This window comes from Pseudomonas sp. MS01C9 (genome assembly GCF_058202755.1).
On sequence record NZ_CM177073.1, the window covers coordinates 172,431 to 197,610 of the forward strand.

Consider the following 25,180-nt stretch of genomic DNA (forward strand, 5'->3'; position numbering starts at 1 on the left):
ATCCCCTCGCCACGGGAAACCGTAGCCTATGACTGGGGCGTCGCCAGCCACAGCCTGAACCGCGCGCCGCCCAGGGGCGAGGGCTCGACCGTCAACGTGCCGCCCTGGGCATCCAGGGCGCGGCGACTGATGGCCAGGCCGAGGCCGAAGCCGCCGGTGGCACGGTCACGGCTGCGATCCAGGCGGTAGAACGGCTCGAACACCCGCTCGCGCTCGTCGTCGGGAATGCCGATGCCATCGTCGTCCACCCAGATCTCGCAGCCCTGGTCGCTGACCAGCACCCCGACCTGGATGCGCTTTTCGCAATAGCGCATGGCGTTGCGCAACAGATTCTGCAGCGCCCGGGCGGTCAGGCGCGGATCCAGCACGAAACGCTCCAGGGTGCCGTGCAACAGCACGTCGATCACCACGTCCGGCGCTGCCAGGTCTTCATCGACACTGCCCAGGATGCTGTCGATGAACTCGTCCAGCGGCACCTCGACCCGCTCGGGCAGGCGCTCGGGGTTCTGCAGGCGACTGTAGGACAGCAACTCCAGCACCAGTTCGTCCAGCTCGCGAATGTGCGCCACCAACCCTTGCAGGCGTTCGCGGCTGGCCGGTGGCAGGTCATCGGACAGTGCCAGGGCCAGGCCGAAGTCGAGCCGGGTCAAGGGTGTGCGCAGTTCGTGGGAGACGGCGTTGAGCAAGTCGCGCTGCTGGTTGAGCAGGTTCTCGATGTCGCCGGCCATGGTATCGAACACATGGGCCAGGCTGCCGATGTTGGAGCTGGAGGCGATGAGGGTTCGTTCGCTCAAATGCCCCTTGCCGAAACGTTCGGCGGTGCGCTTGAGGCGCTCCAGATCGCGCCAGTGGGGGCGCAGCCAGAGCAACAGGCAGGCGAGCAGCGTCGCGCCGATCAACACGTTGATGCTCCAGTACAACCAGCTGACATCGGCCGGATCCGGCGGCACGACCATCTTGACCGCCACCTGCCCGTCCAGGGGCGACACCGCCAGGGTCCGCCAGCCCCATTCGCCGAGGCGCACCACGTTCTCACCGCGCTTGAGGCGCGCCTGCTCGTCGGGGCTGAAACCGCTGTCGTCGATGGACGCCAGCTCGATGCGCAGCGGGTCGAATTCCTTGTCCATCTGCGCCGCCAGCGCCGGCCACTGCGCCACGGGCGCTGCATGGAACTGCTTGACCATCAGGGTTTGCAGGCCACGTGAATAGTCGAGGTTATAGGTCAGGAAGCGCTCGTGGAACAGGCGGATCACCAGTTCGGGCATCAGGTAGATCGCCGCGCTGTAGGAGACGATGGTCATCAGGTAAAGACGGATCAGCAGTTTCCACATGGGCTCAGCATTCCCACTCGGAACGGCTGAACAGGTAACCCTTGCCCCACACGGTCTTGATCTTGCGCGCCTCGCCGGCGTTGTCGTCGAACTTGCGGCGCAGCTTGGATATCGCCACGTCCACCGAACGGTCGGTGCCGTTGAACTCGATGCCCCGCAGGCGTTGCAGGATCTGGTCGCGGCTCAGCACTTCCCCCGAATGCCGTGCCAGCACCACCAGCAGGTTGTATTCGCCACTGGACAGTTCCACCGGCTGGCCGCGCCAGATCACGGTGCGCTCGGACAAGTCGATGCACAGGTTGCCCATCAGGATGCGGTCGTTGGCCGCCTGGGGTTCGGTGAGGCTGCTGCGCCGCAGCAAGGTGCGGACCCGGGCCAGCAATACCCGTGGCTCGCAGGGCTTGGTGACGTAGTCGTCGGCGCCCATCTCCAGGCCGAGCACCTGGTCGTGACTGTCGTCCCGGGCGGTGAGCATCAGGATCGGCAACGTCGCCGAGTCGGCCCGCAGCAGACGGCAGACCTGCAAGCCGTCCAGCCCTGGCAGCATGAGGTCGAGGATCACCAGGTCCGGCGGGTCGACCCGCGCCCGCTCACGCACATGATCGCCACGGCTGAGCACGCTGACCTGATAGCCGTTGCGCTCCAGGTAACTGGCGATCAGTTCGCAGAGGGCGGTGTCGTCTTCCACCAGAAGGATGTTGGGCATCGTGTTTCCAGAAAGTGCTGGGGCGCCTGCAGGGCCTCATCGCGAGCAAGCTCGCCCCCACAGGGTTCGCGTAATCATTGTGGGGGCGAGCTTGCTCGCGATGGCGATAGGACAAGCGCGGAAATCTCAAGCAGCCAAGGATATACGCCCTCACCCACCCGCGAACAAAACCCTTACACAATTTCACACACCCCCTACAAAGCTTTACCGATGTTCGCGACCGCCCCCCGTAGCATGGCAGCGTTCATTATTGGGGAAGCACCATGTCAACGAACACCTTCGCCACCCTGGGCCTGTTGCTCGGGGCGCTGCTGTTGAGCGCCTGCGACAGCGCCTTGCCCCCGGCCGACGAAGCGCCGCTGGCCACCGTAACCATCGAAACGATCCAGGCCCGGCCGCTGTCCATCAGCAGTGAACTGAGCGGGCGCATCGCCGCGCCGCGAACCGCCGAAGTCCGTGCACGCGTTCCCGGCGTGGTGTTGCAACGGGTGTATCGCGAAGGCACTGATGTGAAGAAAGGCGATGTGCTGTTCCGCATCGACCCGGCCCCGTTCAAGGCCGACCTGGACAGCGCCGAAGCCGCGTTGCGCAAGGCAGAGGCCAACGCGTTCCAGGCCCGCCTGCAAGAGCAACGTTATTCGCAGTTGATCGCCGACAATGCCATCAGCGGCCAGGACTACGACAATGCCCGCGCGGCCGTCCGCCAGACTGCCGCCGATGTCGCCGCCAACAAGGCCGCCGTGGAGCGGGCCAGGCTGAACCTGGACTATGCCACGGTCACCGCGCCGATTGCCGGACGCATCGGCCGGGCACTGGTGACCGAAGGCGCGCTGGTGGGCCAGAACGAAACCACGCCGCTGGCCCTCATCCAGCAATTGAACCCGATCCACGCCGACCTTACGCAATCGACCCGCGAGCTCAACGAGCTGCGCCGGGCCTTGCGCTCCGGCCAGTTGCAGCAGGTCGGCCAGGACCAGGCCAAGGCCACGTTGATCCAGGACGACGGCAGCCTCTACCCGTTGCCGGGCAAGCTGCTGTTCACCGACATCGCCGTCGACCCGGGCACCGGCCAGATCACCCTGCGCAGCGAATTTCCCAACCCTGACCTCGACCTGTTGCCGGGCAGCTTCGTGCGCGTACGCCTGGAGCAAGCCTTCGATCGGCAAGGCATCAGCGTGCCGCAACAGGCCATCCAGCGAGACAGCGCCGGCGTGGCCCAGGTGTTGCTGCTCGACGCGCAGCAACAGGTCAGCCTGCAACCGGTGGAACTGGGCGCCGTGCAAAACGACCGCTGGATCGTCACCCACGGCCTGAAGCCCGGCGACCGCATCGTGGTGCAAGGCCTGCAACACGCCCGCCCCGGTGAAAAAGTCCGGATCGACGACTCCCCTCTTCCCCTTGCCCAGGTCCCTGGGCAGTAAGCAGGACGTTTCCTATGCCGCAGTTCTTTATCGACCGCCCGGTGTTCGCCTGGGTGGTGGCGTTGTTCATCCTGCTGGCCGGTGCGCTGGCCATCCCGAAGCTGCCGGTGGCGCAGTACCCGGACGTCGCGCCACCGCAGATCGAGATCTATGCGGTATACCCGGGCGCCTCGGCGCAGACCGTGGACGAAAGCGTGGTCAGCCTGATCGAAGAAGAGCTCAACGGCGCCGACAACCTGTTGTACTTCGGTTCCCAGAGCAGCCTGGGCAGCGCCACCATCACCGCGACGTTCCAGCCCGGGACCAACCCCGAACTGGCCCAGGTCGACGTACAGAATCGCCTCAAGGCCGTGGAGTCGCGCCTGCCTCAGGCGGTCACTCAGCAAGGCCTGCAGGTGGACAAGGTCTCGGCCGGGTTCCTGTTGCTGATCACCCTGACCTCCAGTGACGGCAAGCTCGACGATGTGGCCCTCAGCGATTACCTGGCGCGCAACGTGATGAACGAGATCAAGCGCCTGGACGGTGTCGGCAAGGCGCAGTTGTACGGCGCCGAACGGGCGATGCGGATCTGGATCGACCCACAGAAGCTGCTGAGCTTCAACCTGACGCCGGCCGACGTCAACGCCGCCATCGTGGCGCAGAATGCCCAGGTGTCGGCGGGCAGCATCGGTGATCTGCCGACCCGTACCACCCAGGAAATCACCGCGACCGTCCTGGTCAAGGGCCAACTGTCGACGCCTGAAGAATTCGCCGACATCGTGCTCAAGGCCAATCCCGACGGCTCCACCGTGCGCATCGCCGATGTGGCCCGGGTCGAGGTCGGCAGCCAGGAATATCAATTTTCCACGCGCTTGAACGGCAAGCCGTCCACCGCCGTCAGCGTGCAGTTGTCACCCGGGGCCAACGCCCTGAGCACGGCGACCCTGGTACGGGAAAAAATGGACGAACTGGCGCGCTATTTTCCGGCCGGCGTGGAATACAAGATCCCCTACGACACCTCGCCTTTCGTCAAAGTCTCTATCACCAAAGTGGTCTATACCCTCGGCGAGGCCATGCTGCTGGTGTTCGCCGTGATGTTCCTGTTCCTGCAGAACATCCGCTACACCTTGATCCCGACCCTGGTGGTGCCCGTGGCCCTGATGGGGACGTTCGCCACCATGCTTGCCCTGGGTTTTTCCATCAACGTGCTGACCATGTTCGGCATGGTGCTGGCCATCGGCATCCTGGTGGACGACGCCATCGTGGTGGTGGAGAACGTCGAACGGATCATGGTCAGCGAGGGCTTGTCCCCCAGGGAGGCGACGCGCAAGGCGATGCGGCAGATCACCGGCGCGATCGTCGGCATCACCCTGGTGCTGGTGGCGGTGTTCATTCCGATGGCGTTCATGCAAGGCTCGGTGGGGGTCATCTATCGGCAGTTCTCGCTGTCCATGGCCACGTCGATTCTGTTTTCAGCCTTCCTCGCCTTGACGTTGACCCCGGCGCTTTGCGCGACCTTGTTAAAACCCATCGCCCAGGGCGAACACCACGCCAAAGGCGGATTCTTCGGCTGGTTCAATCGGCGTTTCGATCAATTGAGTGATCGTTATCAAGGTTGGGTGGCCTATGCATTGAAACGCACCGGGCGCTATCTGCTGATCTACGGCGTATTGCTGGTGAGCCTGGGCCTGCTGTTCAGTCGCTTGCCCTCCTCCTTCCTGCCGGTGGAAGACCAGGGCTATACCATCACCGATATCCAGCTGCCGCCCGGCGCGAGCAAGAACCGCACGGTGCAGGTGGTCGAGCAGATCGAGTCGCACAACGCCGGCGAGCCGGGGGTGGGCGACAGCACGGTGATCCTCGGCTTCAGCTTTTCCGGCAGCGGGCAGAATGCCGCGCTGGCGTTCACCACCCTCAAGGACTGGTCGGACCGTGGCAGCGACGACTCGGCAAGCTCCATTGCCGAGCGCGCCAACCAGGCCTTCGGCCGGATCAAGGATGCCGTGGCCTTCGCTGTTCTCCCGCCGCCAGTGGATGGCCTGGGGACTTCCAGCGGTTTCGAGTTCCGCTTGCAGGATCGCGGTGGGCTCGGCCACGCCACCCTCATGCAGGCTCGCAGCGAATTGCTCGCCGCCGCTGAAAAAAGCCCGGTGCTGATGAACGTGCGCGAGAGTGCCCTGGCCGAAGCGCCGCAAGTGCAATTGGAAGTGGACCGTAAGCAAGCCAATGCCTTGGGGGTGTCTTTCGCCGACGTCGGCAACGTGCTGGCGACTGCCGTGGGCTCAAGCTACATCAACGACTTCCCCAACCAGGGGCGGATGCAGCGGGTGGTGGTCCAGGCCGAAGGCGATCAACGCAGCCAGGTCGCCGATCTGTTGAAGATCCATGTGCGCAACGACAGCGGGAAAATGGTGCCGCTGTCGGCCTTTGTCCAGGCCCGATGGACCCAGGGCCCGACGCAACTGACCCGCTACAACGGCTACCCGGCCATCAGCATTTCCGGCGAACCGGCGCCTGGCCACAGCACCGGCGAAGCCATGGCGGAAATCGAACGCCTGGTGGCCCGAGGTCCGGCGGGACTGGGCCAGGAATGGACCGGGCTGTCGTTGCAGGAGCGCCTGTCCGGCAGCCAGGCGCCGATCCTGCTGGGCCTGTCGCTGCTGGTAGTGTTCCTGTGCCTGGCAGCCCTGTACGAGAGCTGGTCGATCCCCACCTCGGTCCTGTTGGTGGTGCCACTGGGCGTGCTTGGCGCGGTGCTGGCGGTGTCGTTGCGCGGGATGCCCAACGATGTGTTCTTCAAGGTGGGGCTGGTCACCATCATCGGCCTGTCGGCCAAGAACGCCATCCTGATCATCGAGTTCGCCAAGAGCCTCTACGACGAAGGCCATGACCTGGTCGATGCCACGCTCCAGGCCGCGCGCTTGCGCCTGCGTCCGATCATCATGACCTCCCTGGCCTTCATCCTCGGCGTGGTACCCCTGGCCATCGCTACCGGCGCCAGTTCGGCGAGCCAGCAGGCCATCGGCACCGGGGTGATTGGTGGGATGATCACCGCGACATTGGCGGTGGTGTTCGTGCCGGTGTTTTTCGTGGGGGTGATGAAGCTGGCGAGACAGCGCAGCAAGGGGATTCTGGAAGACTTTGAAAATCTGAAAGATCAACCATAAAAATACGGCTTTGTACAGTTGTCATGTCTGACAGTATACAGGCGGGAAAGATGGGTCTTAGATGAACATTCCATGCCAATGACATCGCAGGATGCCCGCTGGATCTCCCGCCGAACATTACGGAGCTTATATCCATGAGCAACGCAAGTACGAAACCAGCCCTGGACCCTCTCGGGTCGGAAGTCAACTTCACGGCCAACCTGGAGGACAATTCAAACTTCAGCGCAGTCATGACCACATTGAAAGGTTCTACCACCCCTAAACGGGGTGAAGTGTGGATCGTGGTGGCAACCGAATGGAAAAACAACCGGCCAAGAACCTTCACGATCATCTTTTCCAAAGACATCAAGGAAGAAACGGACGCTGTCATCACGGTCGATGATGCGCACGTCAACCTGCTCTACAACAACTATGACGATCCGGATGCGCCGACATTGCAACGGGCACGCTCAGGCAAGATCACCTACCAGGTTGGGCCGGGCATGTGTTTCAGCGGATCGTTCGAAGCGCAAATCGATAAAGCTCAAGGAGGTGGCACTTACCTGTGCACCGGCAACTTCGATACGGCACTCAGTTGGTAGTCATGGTCTGGAAAGAGTCAAAAAAAGAGCCCTGGCTGTTTTAACCAGGGCTCTTTTTGCACGCATTACCTTTTATGGGCAGGACAGGTGCCGGCTGCGTATCACCACTTGAATTGCACGCCGACGGTTCCACCTATCGGCATTTCGATGCCCTTGCCATTCATGTATTCGACTTCCGCATGGGCCTGCCAGCGCTCCGACAGGTTCACGGCAATGCCCGCGCCCAACTCGACCCGCGACCCCGAAAGATCGTTATTGAATACGTTGTTATTGACTTTCACTTCATTGTTCTTGGAAAACTCGTGGGCGAATGCCGCGCGTACATAAGGTTGTACCGTCGCGCCATTGTCCATTTGCATGTCCCGACCCGCCGTGACACCGGCCTTGCCAAGGAACGAATAGGTACGATCACCTTCGGCCTGAAGACCATTGTCCAGATGGTAATCCTTGCCCTGGATAGCCACGGCAGACCATTGGGTGAATGGCTCGATGAAGTAACCGTCGTCCAGTTTGATGTTACGACCGACCTCCACCGAACCACCGAGACCATTGTTGTCGTAATCACCCTTGGAACGCTTGCCATCGCTCATGCCGACCTTGGCATCGTTCTGGAAACGGTTGAGTTTCAGTACGCTGTCGACGTAGTAGCCACTGACATCATCCATCCAGGTCAGGTAGGTACCGACGTAGTAACTTTTGATCGTACCGGAAGTACCACGATGCAGGTCCAGGTCAGAAGTGCTGTGACCGGCCATGACCCCCAGCAGCCATTGTCCATCGCCCATCGGCAACGGTGCGTCGGCACCCAGGGTGAAGCCGTGCTGGGCCTGGCGATAGCCCGCGCCATAACTGTCGGAAACGTTGTATTTGTTGCCATAGGCCCTGATCCAGGCACCGGATTTCTGCGAGTTGAAGCGCAACTCCCCCATCCGGCTGCGCAACGACATCATTTCACCGTACCAGACGGTCGGCGCAGTGTTGAACAGTGCCATGACCGCCCGGGTGGAAGGGCTGACGGTGCGGGCGGTAGGATCCAGGAACCAATCGTTGCCCGTATCGCTCTGCTTCAAGCCGTAGGAGTAGGCGCCCAGGTCAACCTCACCACCGGCATTGGCCAGGGAGAACGAGGCGTCCCCGCCTCCGGTATGGACCACCTGGATGGGTTGGCCGCTGGCCGGATCGACGCCGCTGCTGGCGATCATGAGTTGATGATTACCCGTGGCCGTGCCCGTGACATTGAGGAAATCGGTCTGGTTGGTCGAGAAGTCAGTACCGATTGCAAACAGGCCACTGCCGGACAAGGTGTCTACGTTCAATCGATAGAACGCATTATCGGCGCCGAACCGCACGGTGCCGCCATTGAGCACCAGGTCGCCGACCTGGCTGTCGCCCGTCATGGTCCAACCCGATTGCTCATCGATACTGGCCGTGGCCACGTTATCCATGATGCCGGTCATCTGCGAACCCTGCTGCAGGGCCACCGTTGCAGTGCCACCCGCCTCGGCCCGTACATCCCCGGTCAAGGTAGCCTGGGTGAGGTTCAACGCGGCCCTGCTGTCGCCAGCGACCTGGACATTACCCGTCAGGTTGCTGAGCCCGACGTTCATCACCGCATCGCCTGCCTCCTTCACTTCGAGAATGGTGCCGTTGCTGCCGGTCAACGTCGAGCCGTTGAGCACATCGATCCGGGAAGCCGGTGCGGTGGCGCCCGCGTAATCCACGACAATGGCCGAACCGTTCCTGCCCTCGACGCTCGATCCATCGAGGGTCAACTGATTGCCTGCTGCCACCCCCCCTTCAAGGCGCAGTACCGCGCCGTTCTGACCACCGATGATGCGGGTTCCATCGCTTGCGGAAGCCGACCCGCCCAGCAGCGCCAGGCCAAAACTGTCGGCGTTCGTCCCTTCGACCACTGAGTTTGAAAACGTCAGGGCACTGAAGGCCGTCGCACGAGCCCCACCGGTCGCGCCGGTGAAACGACTATTGACCGCCGTGACCGTCGAACCGGTGGGAGTACCGACCACGTGAGCTGCCTGTAGGCCTATATTGTTGCTGGTGACGGTGCTGCCAGTGATGGTAGCGGTGCTGTTGACCAGTTCGAGGCCCGCAAGCGCATCGCCGCCGGTGACCGTCGAGTTGATCAGGTTCACCGTCGAGCCGTCGGAAGCTGAAATGTCCAAGGTGGCGGCACCATTGGCATTCAACGTGGACTCAAAAGCAAGGATGTCCAGGGTCTGCGCCCCATTCACGTTCAATGTGGCCTCTTGTGTGAGCCCCCACGACTCCACGGCATAGCCGTCGGTAATGGTCTGGCTGCCACCCACCAGTGTCCCGCCGAGCACGGATTCAGGGAGTAATAAAGAAAAACACAGCGATGAACCGCCAAGCCAGATTGCCGTCCTTGGCCGTGTCCCATTGTATTTTATTGACCACATATAGAATTACCCTCACAAGTCCTTCCGACGGAAGACCTAGCTAGTGGGCGGACGAAAGCCCTCCACCCAAGACGGCCGGTAAACTACAGATCTATACAAAGGCGGTATGTAGGAATAGTCTGGTGACGATCTAGGATTTATCTTCAATAGATTCGAATGTCGGAGGAAAGAGCAATTCCTCCCTCCGACATCGCCGTATCGAAAATTAGCCATCGGCCTCATCGCAGTAGTTGAAACTGGTATTGAGAAACCTGACTTCGTTGAACAGTGCAGTCGAAGGGTCTGGGACGCCTGGAACCTCATACCATATCTTTATCCAACCGTTGGGCTGACTGCTGCCATTCGGAGGCTGGATCGGCTTTAATTTTTCCAGATAGGGTTGGACATCCAGAACGAACTCTCCATTGGGCTCCATACCTGTCACTCTATAGGTATCGCTGAATTGTGTGCCCGGGACTTCTGTGTTTCCCGTTGCATCAGTGGTCCCGACGGACTTTACTGTGACGACAGTACCGGCCGGCATATAAGCCGAGTCGATTTGAACAGTCACGGGCAGCTCAAAAAAAGATTCTTCCTTCAAAGAGAGGCATGTCACAAATGTGCCATCAAAGAGATAAACGGTAGGCGCTGGCATTGTGACAAGAACTGGATCGACCGTGATCGTCTTGTCCGGTGATTTCATTCTATTACGACCGCCGTCCTCTTCAATTGTCCAGTAGACAGTGATGGAGCCGACTTTAAAATCAAATCCATTATTAGGGTCCATATCATAAGACAATATGCCTGTAACGGGCCCGGCAGGTATGTCCTCGCTGTAGATCTCGTTACCGTCATACCAGAGCTTGGCTTTTTCATCACCCAGCGCTGTCCAGGTCGTAGGGCCGGAAATCATGGGTGTGCTGATGGTCGCGATTTTGTCGCGATTCTTCGAAGTTATACGGTCTACATTGCCCTCGAAGTCTACGACTGTCACGACGTCCATGTCTTTGTTTTCCAGACTGGGGAAATCTGGATTCACCGGGCCCCGATAGGTGAAATCTAGCTGGGTGTCGAATACGGCGGAAGGAATCGGCGAATCCGTTCCCCTCAGGTAGTTATACCTGGCAAAGATATCCACGGGTGCCGTAGCGTTATCCCAAAGCGCCAGAATTCTGCTTTTGGTCGCTACGAACTGGAGCATCGGCGCCGTACCTAACGGCAGCGAACCCAACTCGAAAGCCCTACCGGTTTTGCCGATAATCATCGAAACCCTGTCGTCGTCCAGCCCATTCGTTGCACGATCAACGTTGATGTAGACGGGCGTTTCAATATCTTTGAGATCGATTGCGTCCGGCGGAACCCCTTTGGGGATGACGCATTCAAAAAGTCCAGGTGGCGGAAGACGTACAACGGCTACACGCGTCGAGAAAGAGTCCTCACTGGCATTCCCCACGATATCGGTCAACACATACCAGATGAAATAAGTGCCATCGATTTTAGGCAGTTTATCCTTGGGAACGGAAACCGTCCCGGAGGTCAAAAACTGTGAGTGTATCGGCGTTCCGGTGCCATAGTTGGTTTCCGCGTAGACATCGATATTGTCATCCGGGCGATAGAACGGGTAACCAATATGAATGCTGAGTTCAAGCGCTGAATTATTGTCAAGCCAGTCATCATCGATAGTGCTGGCGGGCAAATTCAACAGGTCGGGAGGGTCCGGCTGAAATTTCTGCCCTGAAGCCTTGTCCTGCTCTGGTGCAGTCCGGTCAACTTCGGCCTTGAACCACGGTGATCGGTCCGGATTACCAGTACCTCCTTGGACAATAGAGAATCGATACTCGTAGGCGGTTGATCCACGAAGCAGATCGTCATCGACAAGGGATGTCGTAGCCACGGGTATTTCAATCTCCAGTGGACGGTTTCCTATGGCGCCGAACGAGTCGCTTGCGATTGTAGTGACTACTCCACTCTTGTCCCTGTGCTGCAATATATATGCATCGCCATCATGGGGGTTCACAATCTTACTGATTGGAAATCGAAAAATCATGGGCCCCGGATCCAGCACCGATAAAGGAATAAGATCGTCGACAATCTGGCCATCGATGCTAGGAGGATCAACCAAGACACCCGACTCGGCCCCGGTTGTACGCAGTGCCGATCGCGAGCGTTCAGCGACTTCGTTCAACGTCAGTTCCTCACCATCCAAGTTCACGACATTACTTTTGACAGTCATTTTTGTTTCTCCTTGAGAAATGAATGAGGTCAGCCCGTCGAGCAAAAATTCGATACAACTCTTACTGTCTTCGAAAACCTGTCAAAGACTGACGGCGACACCCGACCCTCATGTTGGTCAGGCAAATCCCCCGCATGGCTCGTCCTGTCCGGGAATCATACGGTCCAACCTCACCACTCCCCGTTCGGATTTGGCAATGGCTATGGTGTTTCTAAAAATCGTATATTGGGCGGCACCCGAATCGTAATCCTTCATGGGCCTTATATAGGGATCGAAGGGAATCTCGATGATGAATCCATTCAACGCCTCATCCCTGCTCAACGTCTTGCGAAACTCATGGACCGGTGTGAGCGCCGGAGGCTGACCATTCAAGGTTTCGAAACCCTGCCATTCAAGCACGCATACATCGAATTCCTCGAAGATGGATTCGGGCTTGATCTGGATCCTGATCTTTTCCCAGATGGGCGGCACCGTGTCACAGTTGATAAACCCATTCAGCGGGTTCTTATCGGGATAGTGCGGCTCCTGGAGCGTTGGCGCCAACGTGTGATCGATGATCAGGGTACGTCTGGGTGAAGGATCAGGATTGAACATCATCCAGACATACCGAATGATGGCCGTCCCATCAACACTCATATGTTGAGGCGTAATAGGAAAGGTGAATTCCGGCTGATCCTCACTTTCAGTGTAAGTTCTCTGGAAAATTACCGTTTGGGAGGGGTAATTGGTTTGTTCCCAGTAAACAGTCAACGTTATTTGTTCATTAGGAATTTGAGGAAAACCCAATGGCCTCGTAACTCTTCCCGTCGTGCCATTGATCAACACATCTCTGGGTATCCGGGCCGGACTCGAGTCGCTCACGCCATCTATCCGCAACGCGACCGCTGTCATGTATTCAGGGGACTGTGACATTGAATTTCGCTCTCCGAAAAAGGTGCGTCCGAAACACCTTTCGTTTTAGCCCGGCTGTTGAATTCATTAGGCGCCGGGCCTGCGGAGCTGCCAACTGTCATATCTGACAGTGTGAAATACCGCTGGTCGGAAGATTATCCAGGTTTAATTCCTCACGCAGACGCCCGGGCGGCGATGAGTCCTCGACTTGAAGGCAAACGTTCGGCCTCGCGCACCTGCTACAACCGCGCCGCGCACAAGGCAATACGCCGACAGGCATCGGCCAGCCTCGATTGATCCACCACCAGGCCAACGCGAATATGCCCCGTCGCACTTCGCCCGAATGCCTCGCCGGGTAGCACCGACACGCCATATCCATCCAGCAGATGCTCGGCGAATGCCTGGGCAGCGAGCCCGGTGCCGCGCACATCGACCATTACGAACATGCCACCGTCGGGCCGCACCGGCCTGAGGCCCGGACAGTCATCGAGCATGGCGCACACCAGGTCCCGGCGCCGCCGATACTCTTCACGCATCTGCATCACTTGCGGCAGATCCGCCTCCAGCGCGACCTGGGCGGCGCGCTGGACGAAGTCAGGCAGGCCGAACAGCATGCACAGGGACAGGTTCGCCAGATGCTCGGCCAAGGGCTCAGGCCCGATGACCCAACCGATGCGCCAACCGGTCATGGCGTGGGATTTGGACAGGCTGTTGATGGTCGCGGTGCGCTCGGCCATGCCCGGCAGGCTGGCCGGACTGATGTGCTCGCCCTCGTACAGCAGGTCGCTGTAGACCTCGTCGCTGATCAGCCACAGGTCGTGTTCAATGCACACCTGCGCCAGCGCCTGCCAGGTCGCCAACGGCAGGCTGGCGCCGGATGGATTGTTCGGGCTGTTGAGCAGCAACGCGCGGGTTCGCGGCGTGATCAGCCGGGCCACCTCGGCCGGCTCGACCCGGAAACCGTTTTCCGGACGCACCGGCGCGGGCACTACCTTCGCCCCGCAGGCGCCAAAGACGGCTTCGTAGGTGACATACATCGGTTCGGCGACGATCACCTCGTCACCAGGGTCGAGCAGGCATTGCGCGACCGCGTAGACCCCGCATTGCGCTCCAGGCAGCACCGTGACGTGCTGCGCCTCCACGGGCTGGCCGCAGCGTTGACGGTGGCGACGGGCAATGCTCTGACGCAGCCCGTGCAGCCCGCGCACATCCGAATAGTGCGTCTCCCCGGCCCGCAGGCTGTCAATGGCGGCGGTGACGATGGCTTGCGGTGTATCGAAGTCCGGATCGCCCACCGATAGCAACAACACTTCCATGCCCTGCCCTTGCATGGCCAGCGCCCGATCATGGATTTCCCAGGCAGCGGCGCCGTCGCCGGCGATCCGTTGGGTCAAGGCTGAATAACGCATGCACTTCTCCTGAATTTGCGCGGTCCGGTTCAACCCTATCGCAAATCAGGAACCGCGCCACCCTATCGACCCGCCACTCGCCAGAGGCGCGCGATATCCCGGGCTCGCTCAGTCAACAGCCGCGGGGCATCAGCGCAGGCGTCCTGCAAGGTCGTAGGGCCTGCGACCAGGGCAAAGGCGGCATCGACGCCGTGTTCATACAGCGCCTCGTACCCCTGCCCCAACGTGCCGGCGATGACCAGCACCGGCACGCCATGCTGGCGGGCCATGCGGGCCACGCCAAACGGGGTCTTGCCGCGCAGGGTCTGGGCGTCGAAACGGCCTTCGCCGGTGATGACCAGGTCGGCGCCTTCGAGCGCTGCGGCCAGCCCGGTCAACTGGGCCACGACGTCCACACCGGTCCGGAACTGCGCCTGCAGGAATGCCTTGGCCGCGAATCCCAGGCCGCCAGCGGCGCCACTGCCCGGTTCGTCGCGAACATCGCGGCCCAATGCCTCGGCGCAATGGTCAGCGTAATGACCCAGTGCGCGGTCCAGGCTCTGCACCTGCGAGGCCGAGGCGCCCTTCTGCGGACCGAAAATGGCGGAAGCCCCCTGGGGACCGCATAACGGGTTATCGACATCGGCGGCGATTTCGAAACTGACCCGGGCCAGGCGCGGGTCCAGGCCGGCGAGGTCGATGCGCGAGAGGTTCGCCAAGGCCAGGCCTCCGGGGCCCAGAGGTTGGCTTCGTCGGTCCAGCAATGCCACCCCCAGCGCCTGCATCGCACCGGCACCGCCATCGTTGGTGGCGCTGCCGCCGATGGCCAGGATGACCCGTTCGGCCCCCTCATCCAGCGCCGCGCGGATCAATTGGCCGGTGCCGTAGGTGCTGCTGGAGCAGGCATCGCGCTGCCCCGGCGGCACGAGTTGCAAGCCGCTGGCCTCGGCCATCTCGATGATCGCGGTGCGGCTGTCGGCCAACCACCCCCAACGCGCCTCGACGGCAGCGCCCAAGGGGCCACGGACCGGGCTACGACGCCACTCGCCGTTGCAGGCGGCCAGTACCGACTCCACCGTCCCCTCGCCGCCATCGGCCATAGGGCACTTGACCAATTGGGCATCCGGCCAGACCTGGGCCAGCCCGAGCGCAATGGCATCGGCGACGCCCTGGGCGCTGAGGCTGTCCTTGAACGAGTCGGGGGCGATGATTATTTTCATAGTGTTCTCCGGTTCCGATGCCCAGCATGCTGCCAGCTGACCGCAGCCGTGACGCCGGTCCGCCGCACAAAAGACACCCGGCATTATTGTTCAATTCCACAATATCGACCTGGCGAGGGGTGGGGTCGAGGCTGATGGCCTTATCGCGAGCAGGCCTGCCACCACGGGCCTATGCCGGTGGAAGGTCGCTCTGCGGCAGCAGTTGCACGCCCAGGTACAACGCCAGCATCCCGTCCAGCCGCAACGGGTCCACGCCGCTGAGTTCGGCGATCCGCTCCATGCGGTAGCGCAGGCTGTTGCGATGAATGCCCAGGGCGTCGGCGCAGGCCTGGCTCTGGCCGTCGTGCTCGCACCAGCTGCGCAAGGTGGCGAGCAGTTGGCCGTTGCTGTCCCTGGCCATCACCTTGCGCAGCGGGGTGAGCAGCTCGTCCAGGGCATCGTCGCTGCGATGGCGCCAGAGCATGACGGGCAGGCGATAGCGGTTGAGAACCAGCAAGCGATGCTGCGGCAACACATCCCGTCCATAGGCCAGCAGGTCCCCGACCCGTCGGTAGCAGCGGCGCAGGCCCGCCAGCCCTTCGGCCTGGCCACCCACCGCCACCCGCAGGATGTTCCAGCCCAATCCGTCCAGCTTGGCCAGCAGCCGCTCGTTCTCCACCGACGCGCTGACCGGCCGGCACCAGAGCAACGACGATTTGGACGAGGTCAGGCACCAACTGTCGGGATAGCGGGATATCAGCCAGGCACTCAGGGCCTCGACGGTCTGCCCGGGCCCATGCTCAAGACCCAGCTCGAACAGATAAGGCACCCGCGACAATTGCGGCTTGAGGCCCATCTGCTGCGCCTCGTCCAGCAAGCGTGGCGAATCCCCGCTATCGCCCAGCAGCAACGCCAACAGGTCATCGCAACGCTGACGACGCCACTGCTGTTCGGCCTGCTGGTTGCGCTGGCCCAGGAGCATCTCGGCGGTCATGCGCACCAGTTCGGCGTAGGTGCGCAACTGCTCCGGCTCGCCTGTGATGCCCAGCACACCGATCAGCCGCTGGTCGAGCATCAGCGGCAGGTTGATCCCCGGCTGTACGCCCTTGAGATGCACCGCCGTGTGGGCATCGATTTCCACCACCCGGCCATTGGCCAATACCAGCTGCGCGCCCTCGTGACGGGTGTTGATGCGCTCGCGCTCGCCACTGCCCAGTATCAGGCCCTGGTTGTCCATGACATTGACGTTGTACGGCAGGATCGCCATCGCCCGGTCGACGATATCCTGCGCCAGGTCGTGATCGAGTTCGAACATGCACGGTGTTCCTTGCAAGGGTGATTGGTCAGGCGCACAGGGTCGGCACTCAAACCCTGTGCTCAGGCACAAAGACACGGGGCCTTGGGCTGGCCGAGACTCAAGGGGCGGTCAACGTTACCCCTTGGCTCGCAAAAATCATAATAAAGAGAGACTCGCCATGTCCCAGAGCGCAGCAGCCGTCCTGGCTACTCCAGACGAAAAGAATACCGTCTACAAACGCATTACCCTGCGTTTGATTCCCTTCATCTTCATCTGCTACCTGTTCAATTACCTTGACCGGGTCAACGTCGGCTTCGCCAAGCTGCAGATGCTCGACGCACTGAAATTCAGCGAAACCGTGTACGGCCTCGGTGCCGGGATCTTCTTTATCGGCTACGTGCTGTGCGGCGTGCCGAGCAACCTGGCCCTGACCCGGTTCGGCCCGCGGCGCTGGATCGCCCTGATGATGATCACCTGGGGCACACTGTCGACCTGCTTGCTCTTCGTCACCACCCCCACCCAGTTCTATACCCTGCGACTGTTCACCGGCGCGGCTGAAGCCGGTTTCTTCCCGGGCGTGGTGCTGTACCTCTCGCAATGGTTCCCGACGTTCCGTCGAGGCCGCATCATGGCGCTGTTCATGTCGGCCATCCCGGTGTCCGGCCTGCTGGGCAGCCCGTTTTCCGGTTGGATCCTCAATCACTTCGCCGCCGGCCAGGGTGGCCTGGCAGGCTGGCAGTGGATGTTCCTGCTGCAAGGGGTACCGACGGTCATCCTGGGAGCGCTGGCATTTTTCCTGCTCAGCGACACCTTCGCCAACGCACGCTGGCTGACCGCCGAGGAGCGCGCCGTACTCACTGCCGACCATGCGCAAGACCTGGCGAGCCAGCCGAAGACCGCCAGCGACTCCTTGCTCGCCGTGTTCAAGAATCCGGCGATCTGGGCGTTCGGCCTGGTCTATTTCTGTATCCAGAGCGGGGTGTACGCGATCAACTTCTGGCTGCCGTCGATCATCAAGAACCTGGGCTTCAGCGATAACCTGGTGATCGGCTGGCTGAGCGCGATCCCTTATCTGCTGGCAGCCGTGTTCATGTTGCTGGTCGGTCGCTCGGCGGACCTGCGCAAGGAACGTCGCTGGCACCTGGTAGTGCCGATGCTCATGGGCGCGGTCGGGCTGCTGATCGCGGTCAATTTCGCCGGCACACCGGCCATCGCCATTGTCGGCCTGTCCATCGCCACCATGGGAGCCCTCACCGGCCTGCCGATGTTCTGGCCGGTGCCCACCGCCCTGCTCAGCGCCGGCGCGGCCGCCGGTGGGCTGGCATTGATCAACTCCATGGGACAGATGGCGGGCTTCCTCAGCCCGTACCTGGTGGGTTGGGTCAAGGACGTCACCGGATCGACCGATGCGGCGTTGTACCTGCTGGCTGGCGTGATCGTCTGCGGCAGCCTGTTGGCGTTGCGCATGACCCGCACCCTGCGCGCCTGACGCCAATCCTCTGTGGGAGCGAGCTTGCTCGCGATAGCGGTCGAACAGTCAACATCAATATCGACTGATCCGACGCCATCGCGAGCAAGCTCGCTCCCACAGGGATTCAGGGGGGTCCGATAAATCTGTTTGATCCGCGCGCCTGTTCTGGGGTTTGATTGGGCCTTTCCCATGGATGAAAGGATCTTGTCATGAGCTACCGCACGCTTGGCCATTCCGGGTTGCAAGTCTCGACCCTGACCCTGGGCACCATGATGTTCGGCGAACAGACCAGCACCGAGGATTCGCTGCGGATCATCGACAAGGCCTGGGACCAGGGCATCAATTTCATCGACACCGCGGACGTCTACACCAATGGTCGCTCCGAAGAAATCGTTGGCGAAGCGATTGCCAGCCGCCGCCAGGAATGGGTGCTCGCCACCAAGGTCGGGTTCGGCCCGGCGGACGGCGTGCCCAATCGCAGCGGCCTGAGCCGCAAGCACATCTTCAACGGTATCGAGGCCAGCCTGACTCGCCTGGGCACCGATTACCTGGATATCTACTACCTGCACCGAGAAGACCACAACACGCCGCTGCAGGTGACGGTGTCGGCCATCGGCGACTTGATTCGCCAGGGCAAGATCCGCTACTGGGGCCTGTCGAACTACCGTGGCTGGCGCATCGCCGAAGTGATCCGGATCGCCGACAGCCTGGGCATCGACCGCCCGGTGATCAGCCAGCCGCTGTACAACATCGTCAATCGCCAGGCCGAGACCGAGCAGATCACCGCCGCGCAGCATTACGGTCTCGGCGTGGTGCCCTTCAGCCCTCTCGCCCGGGGCGTGCTCAGTGGCAAGTACGCACCGGACGTGGCGCCGGATGCCAACAGCCGCGCCGGCCGGCAGGACAAGCGCATCCTGGAGACCGAATGGCGGGTGGAGTCTCTGCGCATTGCCCAGCAGATCCTGCAATACACCCAGGGCCGGGGCGTGGGGATCGTCGAATTCGCCATCGCCTGGGTGCTGAACAACCGCGCAGTGACCTCGGCCATCGTCGGGCCGCGCACCGAGGAGCAGTGGGATTCCTATACCAAGGCGCAAGCCGTGAAAATCACCGCGGAGGATGAAGCCTTCATCGATTCGTTGGTGACGCCGGGGCATGCCTCCACGCCAGGGTTCAACGATGTGGGGCATTTCGTGCCGGGACGCGTGCCGCTGACGTCCTAAGCACTCATCGAACAAGAACCTGGCGAGGGAGCTTGCTCCCGCTGGGCTGCGCAGCGACCGCAATCCAGGGTTCGCTACGCTGCCCTGCGGGAGCGAGCTCCCTCGCCGCAACTACCCTTCTCACCACAACGGTGTTCCTGCCCATCAAAATAAGAGGCCTCAGTGTCCAAAGGCATCGCTCTATCGGTCTCAGCCTCTGCGCTGTTCGCCGTCATGTACTACTACACCTCGTTGCTCTCACCGTTGACCGGCCTGGAGATTTTCGGCTGGCGCATGCTGCTGACGATGCCATGCATGACCGTGTTCATGCTGGTGGCACGAGAGTGGCACCTGGTCACGGCGCTGATCCGCCGCCTGGTTGCCACGCCACGCCTGTTGATCGCGGCAATAGCCTCGTCGGCACTGATGGGCGCCCAATTGTGGCTGTTCATGTGGGCGCCGCTCAACGGCTACAGCCTGGACGTATCGCTGGGGTATTTCCTGCTGCCGTTGTCGATGGTCCTGACCGGCCGCATCGTCTATGGCGAACGCCTTTCTTACCTGCAAAAAGTCGCCGTGTTCTTCGCCACCCTTGGCGTGTTCAATGAGTTGTACCAAGTGGGTGGTTTTTCCTGGGCAACCTTGCTGGTGGTGTTGGGCTATCCGCTCTACTTCATCCTGCGCAAGCGCACCAAGACCGACAACCTGGGCGGGCTCTGGCTGGACATGACCCTGATGCTGCCGCTGGCCCTCTGGTTCGTGCAAAGCGGCGAACAGGGTTTCGAGGTGTTCAATCAATACCCGTGGCTGTCGCTGCTGATTCCGCTGCTCGGCGTGATCAGTGTTTCTGCGCTGGTGTGCTACATCGTCGCCAGTCGGTTGCTGCCGTTCAGCCTGTTCGGGTTGTTGAGCTATGTCGAACCGGTGCTATTGCTGGGCGTGGCGCTGCTACTGGGCGAAAGCATCAAGGCCACTGAATGGCTGACCTACATCCCCATCTGGATGGCCGTGGCGGTGCTGGTGTTCGAGGGATTCAAACACCTGATGCGGCAGCGGCGCCGGGACTGACGTACACACCGCTCCCACAAGGGTTTGCGTCGCTCAATAAAAAGCCCGCCTGGCATCACTGCCAGGCGGGCTTTTTTTGCGCTCAGGTATTACTCGGTCGCCAGCACACCCCGACGCACCTGGTCACGCTCGATGGACTCGAACAGCGCCTTGAAGTTGCCTTCGCCGAAGCCGTCGTCGCCCTTGCGCTGGATGAACTCGAAGAACACCGGCCCCATCAGGGTTTCCGAGAAAATCTGCAGCAGCAGGCGCTTGTCGTCCGGGTTGGAGGAACCGTCCAGCAGGATCCCCCGCGATTGCAGCTCGCCCACCGGCTCGCCGTGGTTCGGCAGGCGGCCTTCGAGCATTTCGTAGTAGGTGTCCGGCGGCGCCGTCATGAAGCGCATGCCGATGCTCTTGAGCTTGTCCCAGGTCTTGACCAGGTCATCGGTCAGGAAGGCCACGTGCTGGATGCCTTCGCCGTTGAACTGCATCAGGAACTCTTCGATCTGCCCGGCGCCCTTGGACGATTCCTCATTCAACGGAATGCGGATCATGCCATCCGGAGCGGTCATGGCCTTGGATGTCAGGCCGGTGTATTCGCCCTTGATATCGAAATAACGGATCTCACGGAAGTTGAACAGCTTCTCGTAGAAGCCGGCCCAGTAGGCCATGCGGCCGCGATAAACGTTGTGGGTCAGGTGATCGATGATTTTGAGGCCCGCACCCACCGGATGACGGTCGACACCTTCGAGGAACACAAAATCGATATCGTAGATCGAGCTACCCTCGCCAAAACGATCGATCAGGTACAGCGGCGCACCGCCGATGCCTTTGATCGCCGGCAGGTTCAGCTCCATGGGGCCGGTTTCGATGTGGATCGGCTGGGCGCCGAGCTCCAGGGCTCGCTTGTAGGCCAGCTGCGAATCCTTGACGCGAAACGCCATGCCGCACACCGACGGGCCATGCTCGGCGGCGAAGTAGGACGCCACGCTGTGGGGTTCGTTGTTGAGGATCAGGTTGATCGCACCCTGGCGATACAGGTGCACATCCTTGGAACGGTGCGTGGCCACCTTGGTGAAGCCCATGATCTCGAAGATCGGCTCCAGGGTATTGGGAGTCGGGGATGCGAACTCGATGAACTCGAAGCCCATCAGGCCCATTGGGTTTTCGTATAGATCTGCCATGTCGGCGCCTCATCATGCTTGTCAATTAACGGAGCGTTAGTTGCTGGCGATGCTGAGGACGCGGGGTGGCGCGCAGGAAATACCGCGAACGCTGCGGGCGAGGAAATCGCCATAGATCAGTTGTAACCCAAGTATCTTCATTGTCGACCCAAGGCTCTTGCGGGCGAGGCTTCTGCTGCCAGAAGACGTTATTCTTATATGCGTAAACCGATTCTACACAGCGTAACCCGATTTGTCCGCCTCCTGTATCAAATCGTCTTTTGCGCCGATCGTGCAAGAGGCTTGTTGCACAGGAAAATGCCCGTCAGGATCAATCCTGCGCCCACGCCCATCAGCGCGCCGAGTCGTTCATCGAGCAACAGGGCCCCCAGCAGCACGGCGGTGAGCGGGTTGAGCGCAATGAATACGCCGCAGCGGGTGGCGCCGATCCGGCGAATACCCTCGTACCAGGCAATATAGGCCAGGGCCGAGCCCAACACACCGAGGTACAGCAGACTCAGCCACTGGCGCAATTCCAGGCCACGCAGCGGCTCCAGCCGAGCTTCGCCCCCGGCCACGCAAGCCAGCCACAACATCCCCGTGCCCAGCAGAATCGACCAGGTGACGGTCTGCAACGGACCAAGGCTGTCGTTCAGGTTCCTGGAAAACAGCGAATAGATACCCCACCCCAACACGCAACCGAAAATCAGCAGGTCTCCCATCCAGCCTTGTGCGGCGCTCTGCAGCGAGGACGGATCGCGGCTGACGATCACCAGTCCCGCCCCGCCGATGCATAACACGATTCCCCAGACCTTCGAGGGGCCCAGCCGCTCCTTGAACAACCACCAGGACGCCAGGCCGATGACCGCCGGGTTCAAAGCCACGATCAGCGAAGCGCGCGACGCCTGGACATATTGCAACCCTTGGAAAAAGCACAGGTTGTAGAAAAGGATGCCGAAGAACCCCAGCACGGCCAGTTGCAACGCCTGTTTCAGCGTGGGTCTGACCAGCGCGACCCTGGCCAGGCAGAGAAACAGCAACAGCGCGATACTGGCCAGCGAAAAGCGCAAACTGGCGGCCAGCAGGGGCTCCAGGGTGCTGGACAACATCCTGCCGGCCACGAAGGTCCCGCCCCAGATCATGGTGACCATGGACAGGTTCAGGTACACCGGCAGGTCCGAGGAGGTTGGAGCAGTTTGTTCAAGGGTCTTCATGGTTCACCACATCAGTTCAATCGAATGCCGCCATGGCGTATTCTCGAACTCATGTCTGATCATCGTAAAATGAGCAAATACTCATGACCCTTACCCAGCTCGAAATATTCTCCCTGGTCGCTGAACTGCGAGGGTTCACCGCCGCAGCGATGCGGCTGGGGGTCAGCCAGTCAGCGGTATCCCACGCTATCAAGTCGCTGGAGCAGGAGCTGGGCGTCGAATTGTTCAGGCGCCATCAATCCTTGGTGGAACTCACCGACATCGGCCAGCAACTGCTGTCACGGGCCCGGGCCATGCTCGGGCTGGCCAACACCTTGCGCCAGGAAGCCGCCGACGCCCAGGGCATGCGCCGGGGCACGTTGCGCATCGGGTCGTTCGGTCCGACCTCCTCCATGAAGTTGCTGCCCCCTATCCTGCAACGCTATCGAGCGTTGCACCCGGGCATCGAAGTTCATATCGACGAAGGACCGGACCGCCAGGTCATCCAATGGCTGGATGAACGACGGATCGACATTGGCTTCGTGGTCCTGCCCGAGGAGCGTTTCGATACCGTCGCCCTTATGGAGGACCAGATGGTGGCCCTGCTTCCCGCCACCCATCCCCTCGCCGCCCGATCCAGCCTGGGCCTGAAGGACCTGTGCGACGACCCTTTCGTGCTCACCGAGGCCGGCTCCTCGGAGCTGGTCACACGCCTGTTCAACGCCGAGCGGCTCACGCCAAACGTACGCTATCGCTGTTCGCAGGTGCTCAGCACGTTGAATGTGGTGAGCCGGGGCGAAGCCGTGACCGTGGTCTCGGAAGGCTCGCTACCGGAAGGCGAGCACTGCGGCTTCGTAGTCCGTCCCTTGGCCCCACGGGTCCCGCGCCGGATCGGCCTGGCAGTTCTGGACAGCCGCCAGGTTTCGCCTGCCACCCAGGCGTTCATCGACTTGGCCAGATCCACCTGAATCAGGCTCTGTACGAACAACCTTGAGACTCGCTCATGCTGCGCTGAAAACAGCCTCGGATTACTCATGTACTCCAATGAACTGCGCTTGCTTGGCTGTTTTCGCCTTGCCTGACCTTCGGCTCAAGACTGTTCGTACAGAGCCTGACAGACGCCACTATGTGATAACACTTTGCAATTAAGGGACAGTGGAGCTGCAACTTTGCGTCGAATTATAAAATGCATCGTAGTTGGCTCAAAGCCCTGACGCGGCGTGCCTGTCGGGACTCCAACTAGTAGGAAAACGTTTGCCATTGTTACATAACGAAAAAGTTACGATTTACACTCCCCGGTTTAACTACTACAATTTTTCTACCTGTGCTGGATAGCAGGGAGTCATTTATCACCGAGTCGCGTCAAGGCGCTTGGCTTATAGCTTTGTTTGCGGTTGGTATCAGCCACATATTTGATTGGAGTAACGATAATTGTCCAGACTCGCTGAATTTCGTAAAGCCGAAAAGGCCCTTCAGGACCAGCTCAAACAGCTGGAAAAGCTGAAGAACGATGCCGGGCTCAAGAAAGAAATCGAATTCGAAGAAAAGCTCCAGGGACTGATGAAAACCTACGGCAAGAGCCTGCGCGACATCATCGCGATTCTCGATCCGGGCCCGGCCAAGGCAGGCGCGGCAGCGGCCGGCAAGACGCCTAAAACGCGCCGCGCACGGGTGGTGAAGGTCTATCAGAACCCCCATACCGGCGAACTGATCGAAACCAAGGGCGGCAACCATCGCGGCCTGAAAGCCTGGAAAGAGCAGTACGGCGCCGGGACCGTTGACTCCTGGGTACGTACCTGACATCCAGCCTTGAATGGAAAGCCCTGATCAACAGGGCTTTTTTATGGACTTCAACTTCTGGATTAAACCCAGAGTATCAGGCGGATAACCTTATAGTTTCAGGCTATTTCGTACCGCCTGTATTTCCTCCTGGCTTTCGGCAAACACCTGCGCCTGCCCGGCATAGGACAGTACATACGCCCGCCCGGCATTTAGTGCTGCAACCAGAGTCTGGGACAACACGTGCCGGCCATTTTGCGTGATTGTGCAAGTGGTCTCCAAAGCTGTTGCCTCGCCCAACATCGAAGCATGAATCTTATTGCAGACACTTTGATAACCGCCCTGGAAAAAATCCTTCTGGATTGACTTGCGCATTTCCAGCAGCACGCCCTGCAAGTTGACTTGATGATCGGGTTCCACAGGCGTCGCAGTCAGTTCCATGACCAACAATGCATTTCCCGCGGCATCGTTTTTGGTCGCTCGCTGGCGTGTAGTCCCTTGACGGGTTGACGTGGCGGCGTCGGAAGGCAACGACTCAACGACCCAGCCCTCGGGCCATGCGACCTGCGGTTCAGCCGCCTGGGCCTCGATACTCGCAACTAAGGCAAACGACAGGACAAACAGCGAAAGGAGCGGTCGAATCATCAGGTTGCACTCAAGGACGGATCGGCAAGTCTGAAGCCGGCCGCAAACCCAGGCAATAGCCACTCGCGGT

19 protein-coding genes are annotated in these 25,180 nt (G+C 60.8%); 8 read left to right on the forward strand and 11 right to left on the reverse strand.

The features are described from left to right. Positions 1 to 26: 26 nt before the first annotated feature. Positions 27 to 1,331 carry an ATP-binding protein gene (locus AC1M7R_RS00785; RefSeq protein WP_490610156.1) on the reverse strand — a complete coding sequence of 435 codons (1,305 nt, stop codon included), beginning with the start codon at positions 1,329 to 1,331 and terminating at the stop codon, positions 27 to 29. Positions 1,332 to 1,335: 4 nt separating this feature from the next. Next, the gene (locus tag AC1M7R_RS00790; RefSeq protein ID WP_490610157.1) at positions 1,336 to 2,037 is read right to left on the reverse strand and encodes a response regulator transcription factor; all 702 of its coding nucleotides are present in this window, start codon (positions 2,035 to 2,037) and stop codon (positions 1,336 to 1,338) included. A 263-nt stretch (positions 2,038 to 2,300) separates the two neighbouring features. On the opposite strand from AC1M7R_RS00790, the gene AC1M7R_RS00795 reads away from it, so the two are divergent. From AC1M7R_RS00795 to AC1M7R_RS00805, 3 genes are all read left to right on the forward strand, one after another. Continuing rightward, positions 2,301 to 3,458: an efflux RND transporter periplasmic adaptor subunit gene (locus AC1M7R_RS00795; RefSeq protein WP_440776442.1), complete on the forward strand. Its 1,158-nt coding sequence runs from the start codon at positions 2,301 to 2,303 to the stop codon at positions 3,456 to 3,458. Positions 3,459 to 3,472: 14 nt separating this feature from the next. After that, positions 3,473 to 6,604, forward strand: a complete 3,132-nt coding sequence (locus AC1M7R_RS00800; RefSeq protein WP_072432300.1) for an efflux RND transporter permease subunit — start codon at positions 3,473 to 3,475, stop codon at positions 6,602 to 6,604. 134 nt (positions 6,605 to 6,738) lie between these two features. Beyond that, a complete protein-coding gene (locus tag AC1M7R_RS00805; RefSeq protein WP_072399020.1) occupies positions 6,739 to 7,185 on the forward strand; it encodes a hypothetical protein in 447 nt (148 codons plus the stop codon). Positions 7,186 to 7,286: 101 nt separating this feature from the next. On the opposite strand, the gene AC1M7R_RS00810 is transcribed toward AC1M7R_RS00805, so the two are convergent. The 6 genes from AC1M7R_RS00810 to AC1M7R_RS00835 all read right to left on the reverse strand — a co-directional run bounded on the left by AC1M7R_RS00810 (position 7,287) and on the right by AC1M7R_RS00835 (position 16,625). Beyond that, on the reverse strand, positions 7,287 to 9,509 hold the full coding sequence (locus AC1M7R_RS00810) for an autotransporter outer membrane beta-barrel domain-containing protein (RefSeq protein WP_256573067.1): 2,223 nt from the start codon (positions 9,507 to 9,509) through the stop codon (positions 7,287 to 7,289). 316 nt (positions 9,510 to 9,825) lie between these two features. After that, positions 9,826 to 11,832, reverse strand: a complete 2,007-nt coding sequence (locus tag AC1M7R_RS00815) for a hypothetical protein (RefSeq protein WP_076406853.1) — start codon at positions 11,830 to 11,832, stop codon at positions 9,826 to 9,828. 117 nt (positions 11,833 to 11,949) lie between these two features. After that, entirely contained in the window at positions 11,950 to 12,693 is a 744-nt protein-coding gene (locus tag AC1M7R_RS00820) for a hypothetical protein (protein WP_148049153.1), read from the reverse strand. Positions 12,694 to 12,962: 269 nt separating this feature from the next. Then, positions 12,963 to 14,132 (reverse strand): pyridoxal phosphate-dependent aminotransferase, encoded by a 1,170-nt coding sequence (locus AC1M7R_RS00825; RefSeq protein WP_072399023.1) that lies wholly within the window; start codon positions 14,130 to 14,132, stop codon positions 12,963 to 12,965. 62 nt (positions 14,133 to 14,194) lie between these two features. Then, on the reverse strand, positions 14,195 to 15,331 hold the full coding sequence (locus AC1M7R_RS00830; RefSeq protein WP_072432295.1) for a glycerate kinase: 1,137 nt from the start codon (positions 15,329 to 15,331) through the stop codon (positions 14,195 to 14,197). A 169-nt stretch (positions 15,332 to 15,500) separates the two neighbouring features. Continuing rightward, positions 15,501 to 16,625 (reverse strand): sugar diacid recognition domain-containing protein, encoded by a 1,125-nt coding sequence (locus tag AC1M7R_RS00835; protein ID WP_076406851.1) that lies wholly within the window; start codon positions 16,623 to 16,625, stop codon positions 15,501 to 15,503. A 160-nt stretch (positions 16,626 to 16,785) separates the two neighbouring features. On the opposite strand from AC1M7R_RS00835, the gene AC1M7R_RS00840 reads away from it, so the two are divergent. From AC1M7R_RS00840 to rarD, 3 genes are all read left to right on the forward strand, one after another. Beyond that, on the forward strand, positions 16,786 to 18,096 hold the full coding sequence (locus AC1M7R_RS00840) for an MFS transporter (RefSeq protein WP_072432293.1): 1,311 nt from the start codon (positions 16,786 to 16,788) through the stop codon (positions 18,094 to 18,096). A 191-nt stretch (positions 18,097 to 18,287) separates the two neighbouring features. Further along, positions 18,288 to 19,301: an aldo/keto reductase gene (locus tag AC1M7R_RS00845; RefSeq protein WP_072399027.1), complete on the forward strand. Its 1,014-nt coding sequence runs from the start codon at positions 18,288 to 18,290 to the stop codon at positions 19,299 to 19,301. A gap of 162 nt (positions 19,302 to 19,463) precedes the next feature. Next, entirely contained in the window at positions 19,464 to 20,348 is an 885-nt protein-coding gene (rarD, locus tag AC1M7R_RS00850) for an EamA family transporter RarD (protein ID WP_072399028.1), read from the forward strand. 89 nt (positions 20,349 to 20,437) lie between these two features. On the opposite strand, the gene hppD is transcribed toward rarD, so the two are convergent. Both hppD and AC1M7R_RS00860 read right to left on the reverse strand, forming a co-directional pair. After that, positions 20,438 to 21,514 carry a 4-hydroxyphenylpyruvate dioxygenase gene (gene hppD / locus AC1M7R_RS00855; RefSeq protein ID WP_072399029.1) on the reverse strand — a complete coding sequence of 359 codons (1,077 nt, stop codon included), beginning with the start codon at positions 21,512 to 21,514 and terminating at the stop codon, positions 20,438 to 20,440. Positions 21,515 to 21,762: 248 nt separating this feature from the next. Beyond that, positions 21,763 to 22,707, reverse strand: a complete 945-nt coding sequence (locus AC1M7R_RS00860; protein WP_490610158.1) for a DMT family transporter — start codon at positions 22,705 to 22,707, stop codon at positions 21,763 to 21,765. Between the two features lie 83 nt (positions 22,708 to 22,790). Here AC1M7R_RS00860 and AC1M7R_RS00865 point away from each other — a divergent pair, with 83 nt between their 5' ends. Further along, a complete protein-coding gene (locus tag AC1M7R_RS00865; RefSeq protein WP_072430584.1) occupies positions 22,791 to 23,654 on the forward strand; it encodes a LysR family transcriptional regulator in 864 nt (287 codons plus the stop codon). A gap of 463 nt (positions 23,655 to 24,117) precedes the next feature. Continuing rightward, positions 24,118 to 24,486 (forward strand): histone-like nucleoid-structuring protein, MvaT/MvaU family, encoded by a 369-nt coding sequence (locus AC1M7R_RS00870; RefSeq protein WP_490610159.1) that lies wholly within the window; start codon positions 24,118 to 24,120, stop codon positions 24,484 to 24,486. 90 nt (positions 24,487 to 24,576) lie between these two features. Here AC1M7R_RS00870 and AC1M7R_RS00875 read toward each other — a convergent pair whose 3' ends face one another. Beyond that, positions 24,577 to 25,110: a DUF4946 domain-containing protein gene (locus AC1M7R_RS00875; protein ID WP_490610160.1), complete on the reverse strand. Its 534-nt coding sequence runs from the start codon at positions 25,108 to 25,110 to the stop codon at positions 24,577 to 24,579. Positions 25,111 to 25,180: the final 70 nt, after the last annotated feature.

Bases quoted from the DNA above. Each gene is read 5' to 3' on its own strand.
- AC1M7R_RS00785 (WP_490610156.1), bottom strand. From the start codon at position 1,331: ATGTGGAAACTGCTGATCCGTCTTTACCTGATGACCATCGTCTCCTAC.
- AC1M7R_RS00790 (WP_490610157.1), bottom strand. From the start codon at position 2,037: ATGCCCAACATCCTTCTGGTGGAAGACGACACCGCCCTCTGCGAACTG.
- AC1M7R_RS00795 (WP_440776442.1), top strand. From the start codon at position 2,301: ATGTCAACGAACACCTTCGCCACCCTGGGCCTGTTGCTCGGGGCGCTG.
- AC1M7R_RS00800 (WP_072432300.1), top strand. From the start codon at position 3,473: ATGCCGCAGTTCTTTATCGACCGCCCGGTGTTCGCCTGGGTGGTGGCG.
- AC1M7R_RS00805 (WP_072399020.1), top strand. From the start codon at position 6,739: ATGAGCAACGCAAGTACGAAACCAGCCCTGGACCCTCTCGGGTCGGAA.
- AC1M7R_RS00815 (WP_076406853.1), bottom strand. From the start codon at position 11,832: ATGACTGTCAAAAGTAATGTCGTGAACTTGGATGGTGAGGAACTGACG.
- AC1M7R_RS00825 (WP_072399023.1), bottom strand. From the start codon at position 14,132: ATGCGTTATTCAGCCTTGACCCAACGGATCGCCGGCGACGGCGCCGCT.
- AC1M7R_RS00830 (WP_072432295.1), bottom strand. From the start codon at position 15,331: ATGAAAATAATCATCGCCCCCGACTCGTTCAAGGACAGCCTCAGCGCC.
- AC1M7R_RS00835 (WP_076406851.1), bottom strand. From the start codon at position 16,625: ATGTTCGAACTCGATCACGACCTGGCGCAGGATATCGTCGACCGGGCG.
- AC1M7R_RS00840 (WP_072432293.1), top strand. From the start codon at position 16,786: ATGTCCCAGAGCGCAGCAGCCGTCCTGGCTACTCCAGACGAAAAGAAT.
- AC1M7R_RS00845 (WP_072399027.1), top strand. From the start codon at position 18,288: ATGAGCTACCGCACGCTTGGCCATTCCGGGTTGCAAGTCTCGACCCTG.
- hppD (WP_072399029.1), bottom strand. From the start codon at position 21,514: ATGGCAGATCTATACGAAAACCCAATGGGCCTGATGGGCTTCGAGTTC.
- AC1M7R_RS00860 (WP_490610158.1), bottom strand. From the start codon at position 22,707: ATGAAGACCCTTGAACAAACTGCTCCAACCTCCTCGGACCTGCCGGTG.
- AC1M7R_RS00865 (WP_072430584.1), top strand. From the start codon at position 22,791: ATGACCCTTACCCAGCTCGAAATATTCTCCCTGGTCGCTGAACTGCGA.
- AC1M7R_RS00875 (WP_490610160.1), bottom strand. From the start codon at position 25,110: ATGATTCGACCGCTCCTTTCGCTGTTTGTCCTGTCGTTTGCCTTAGTT.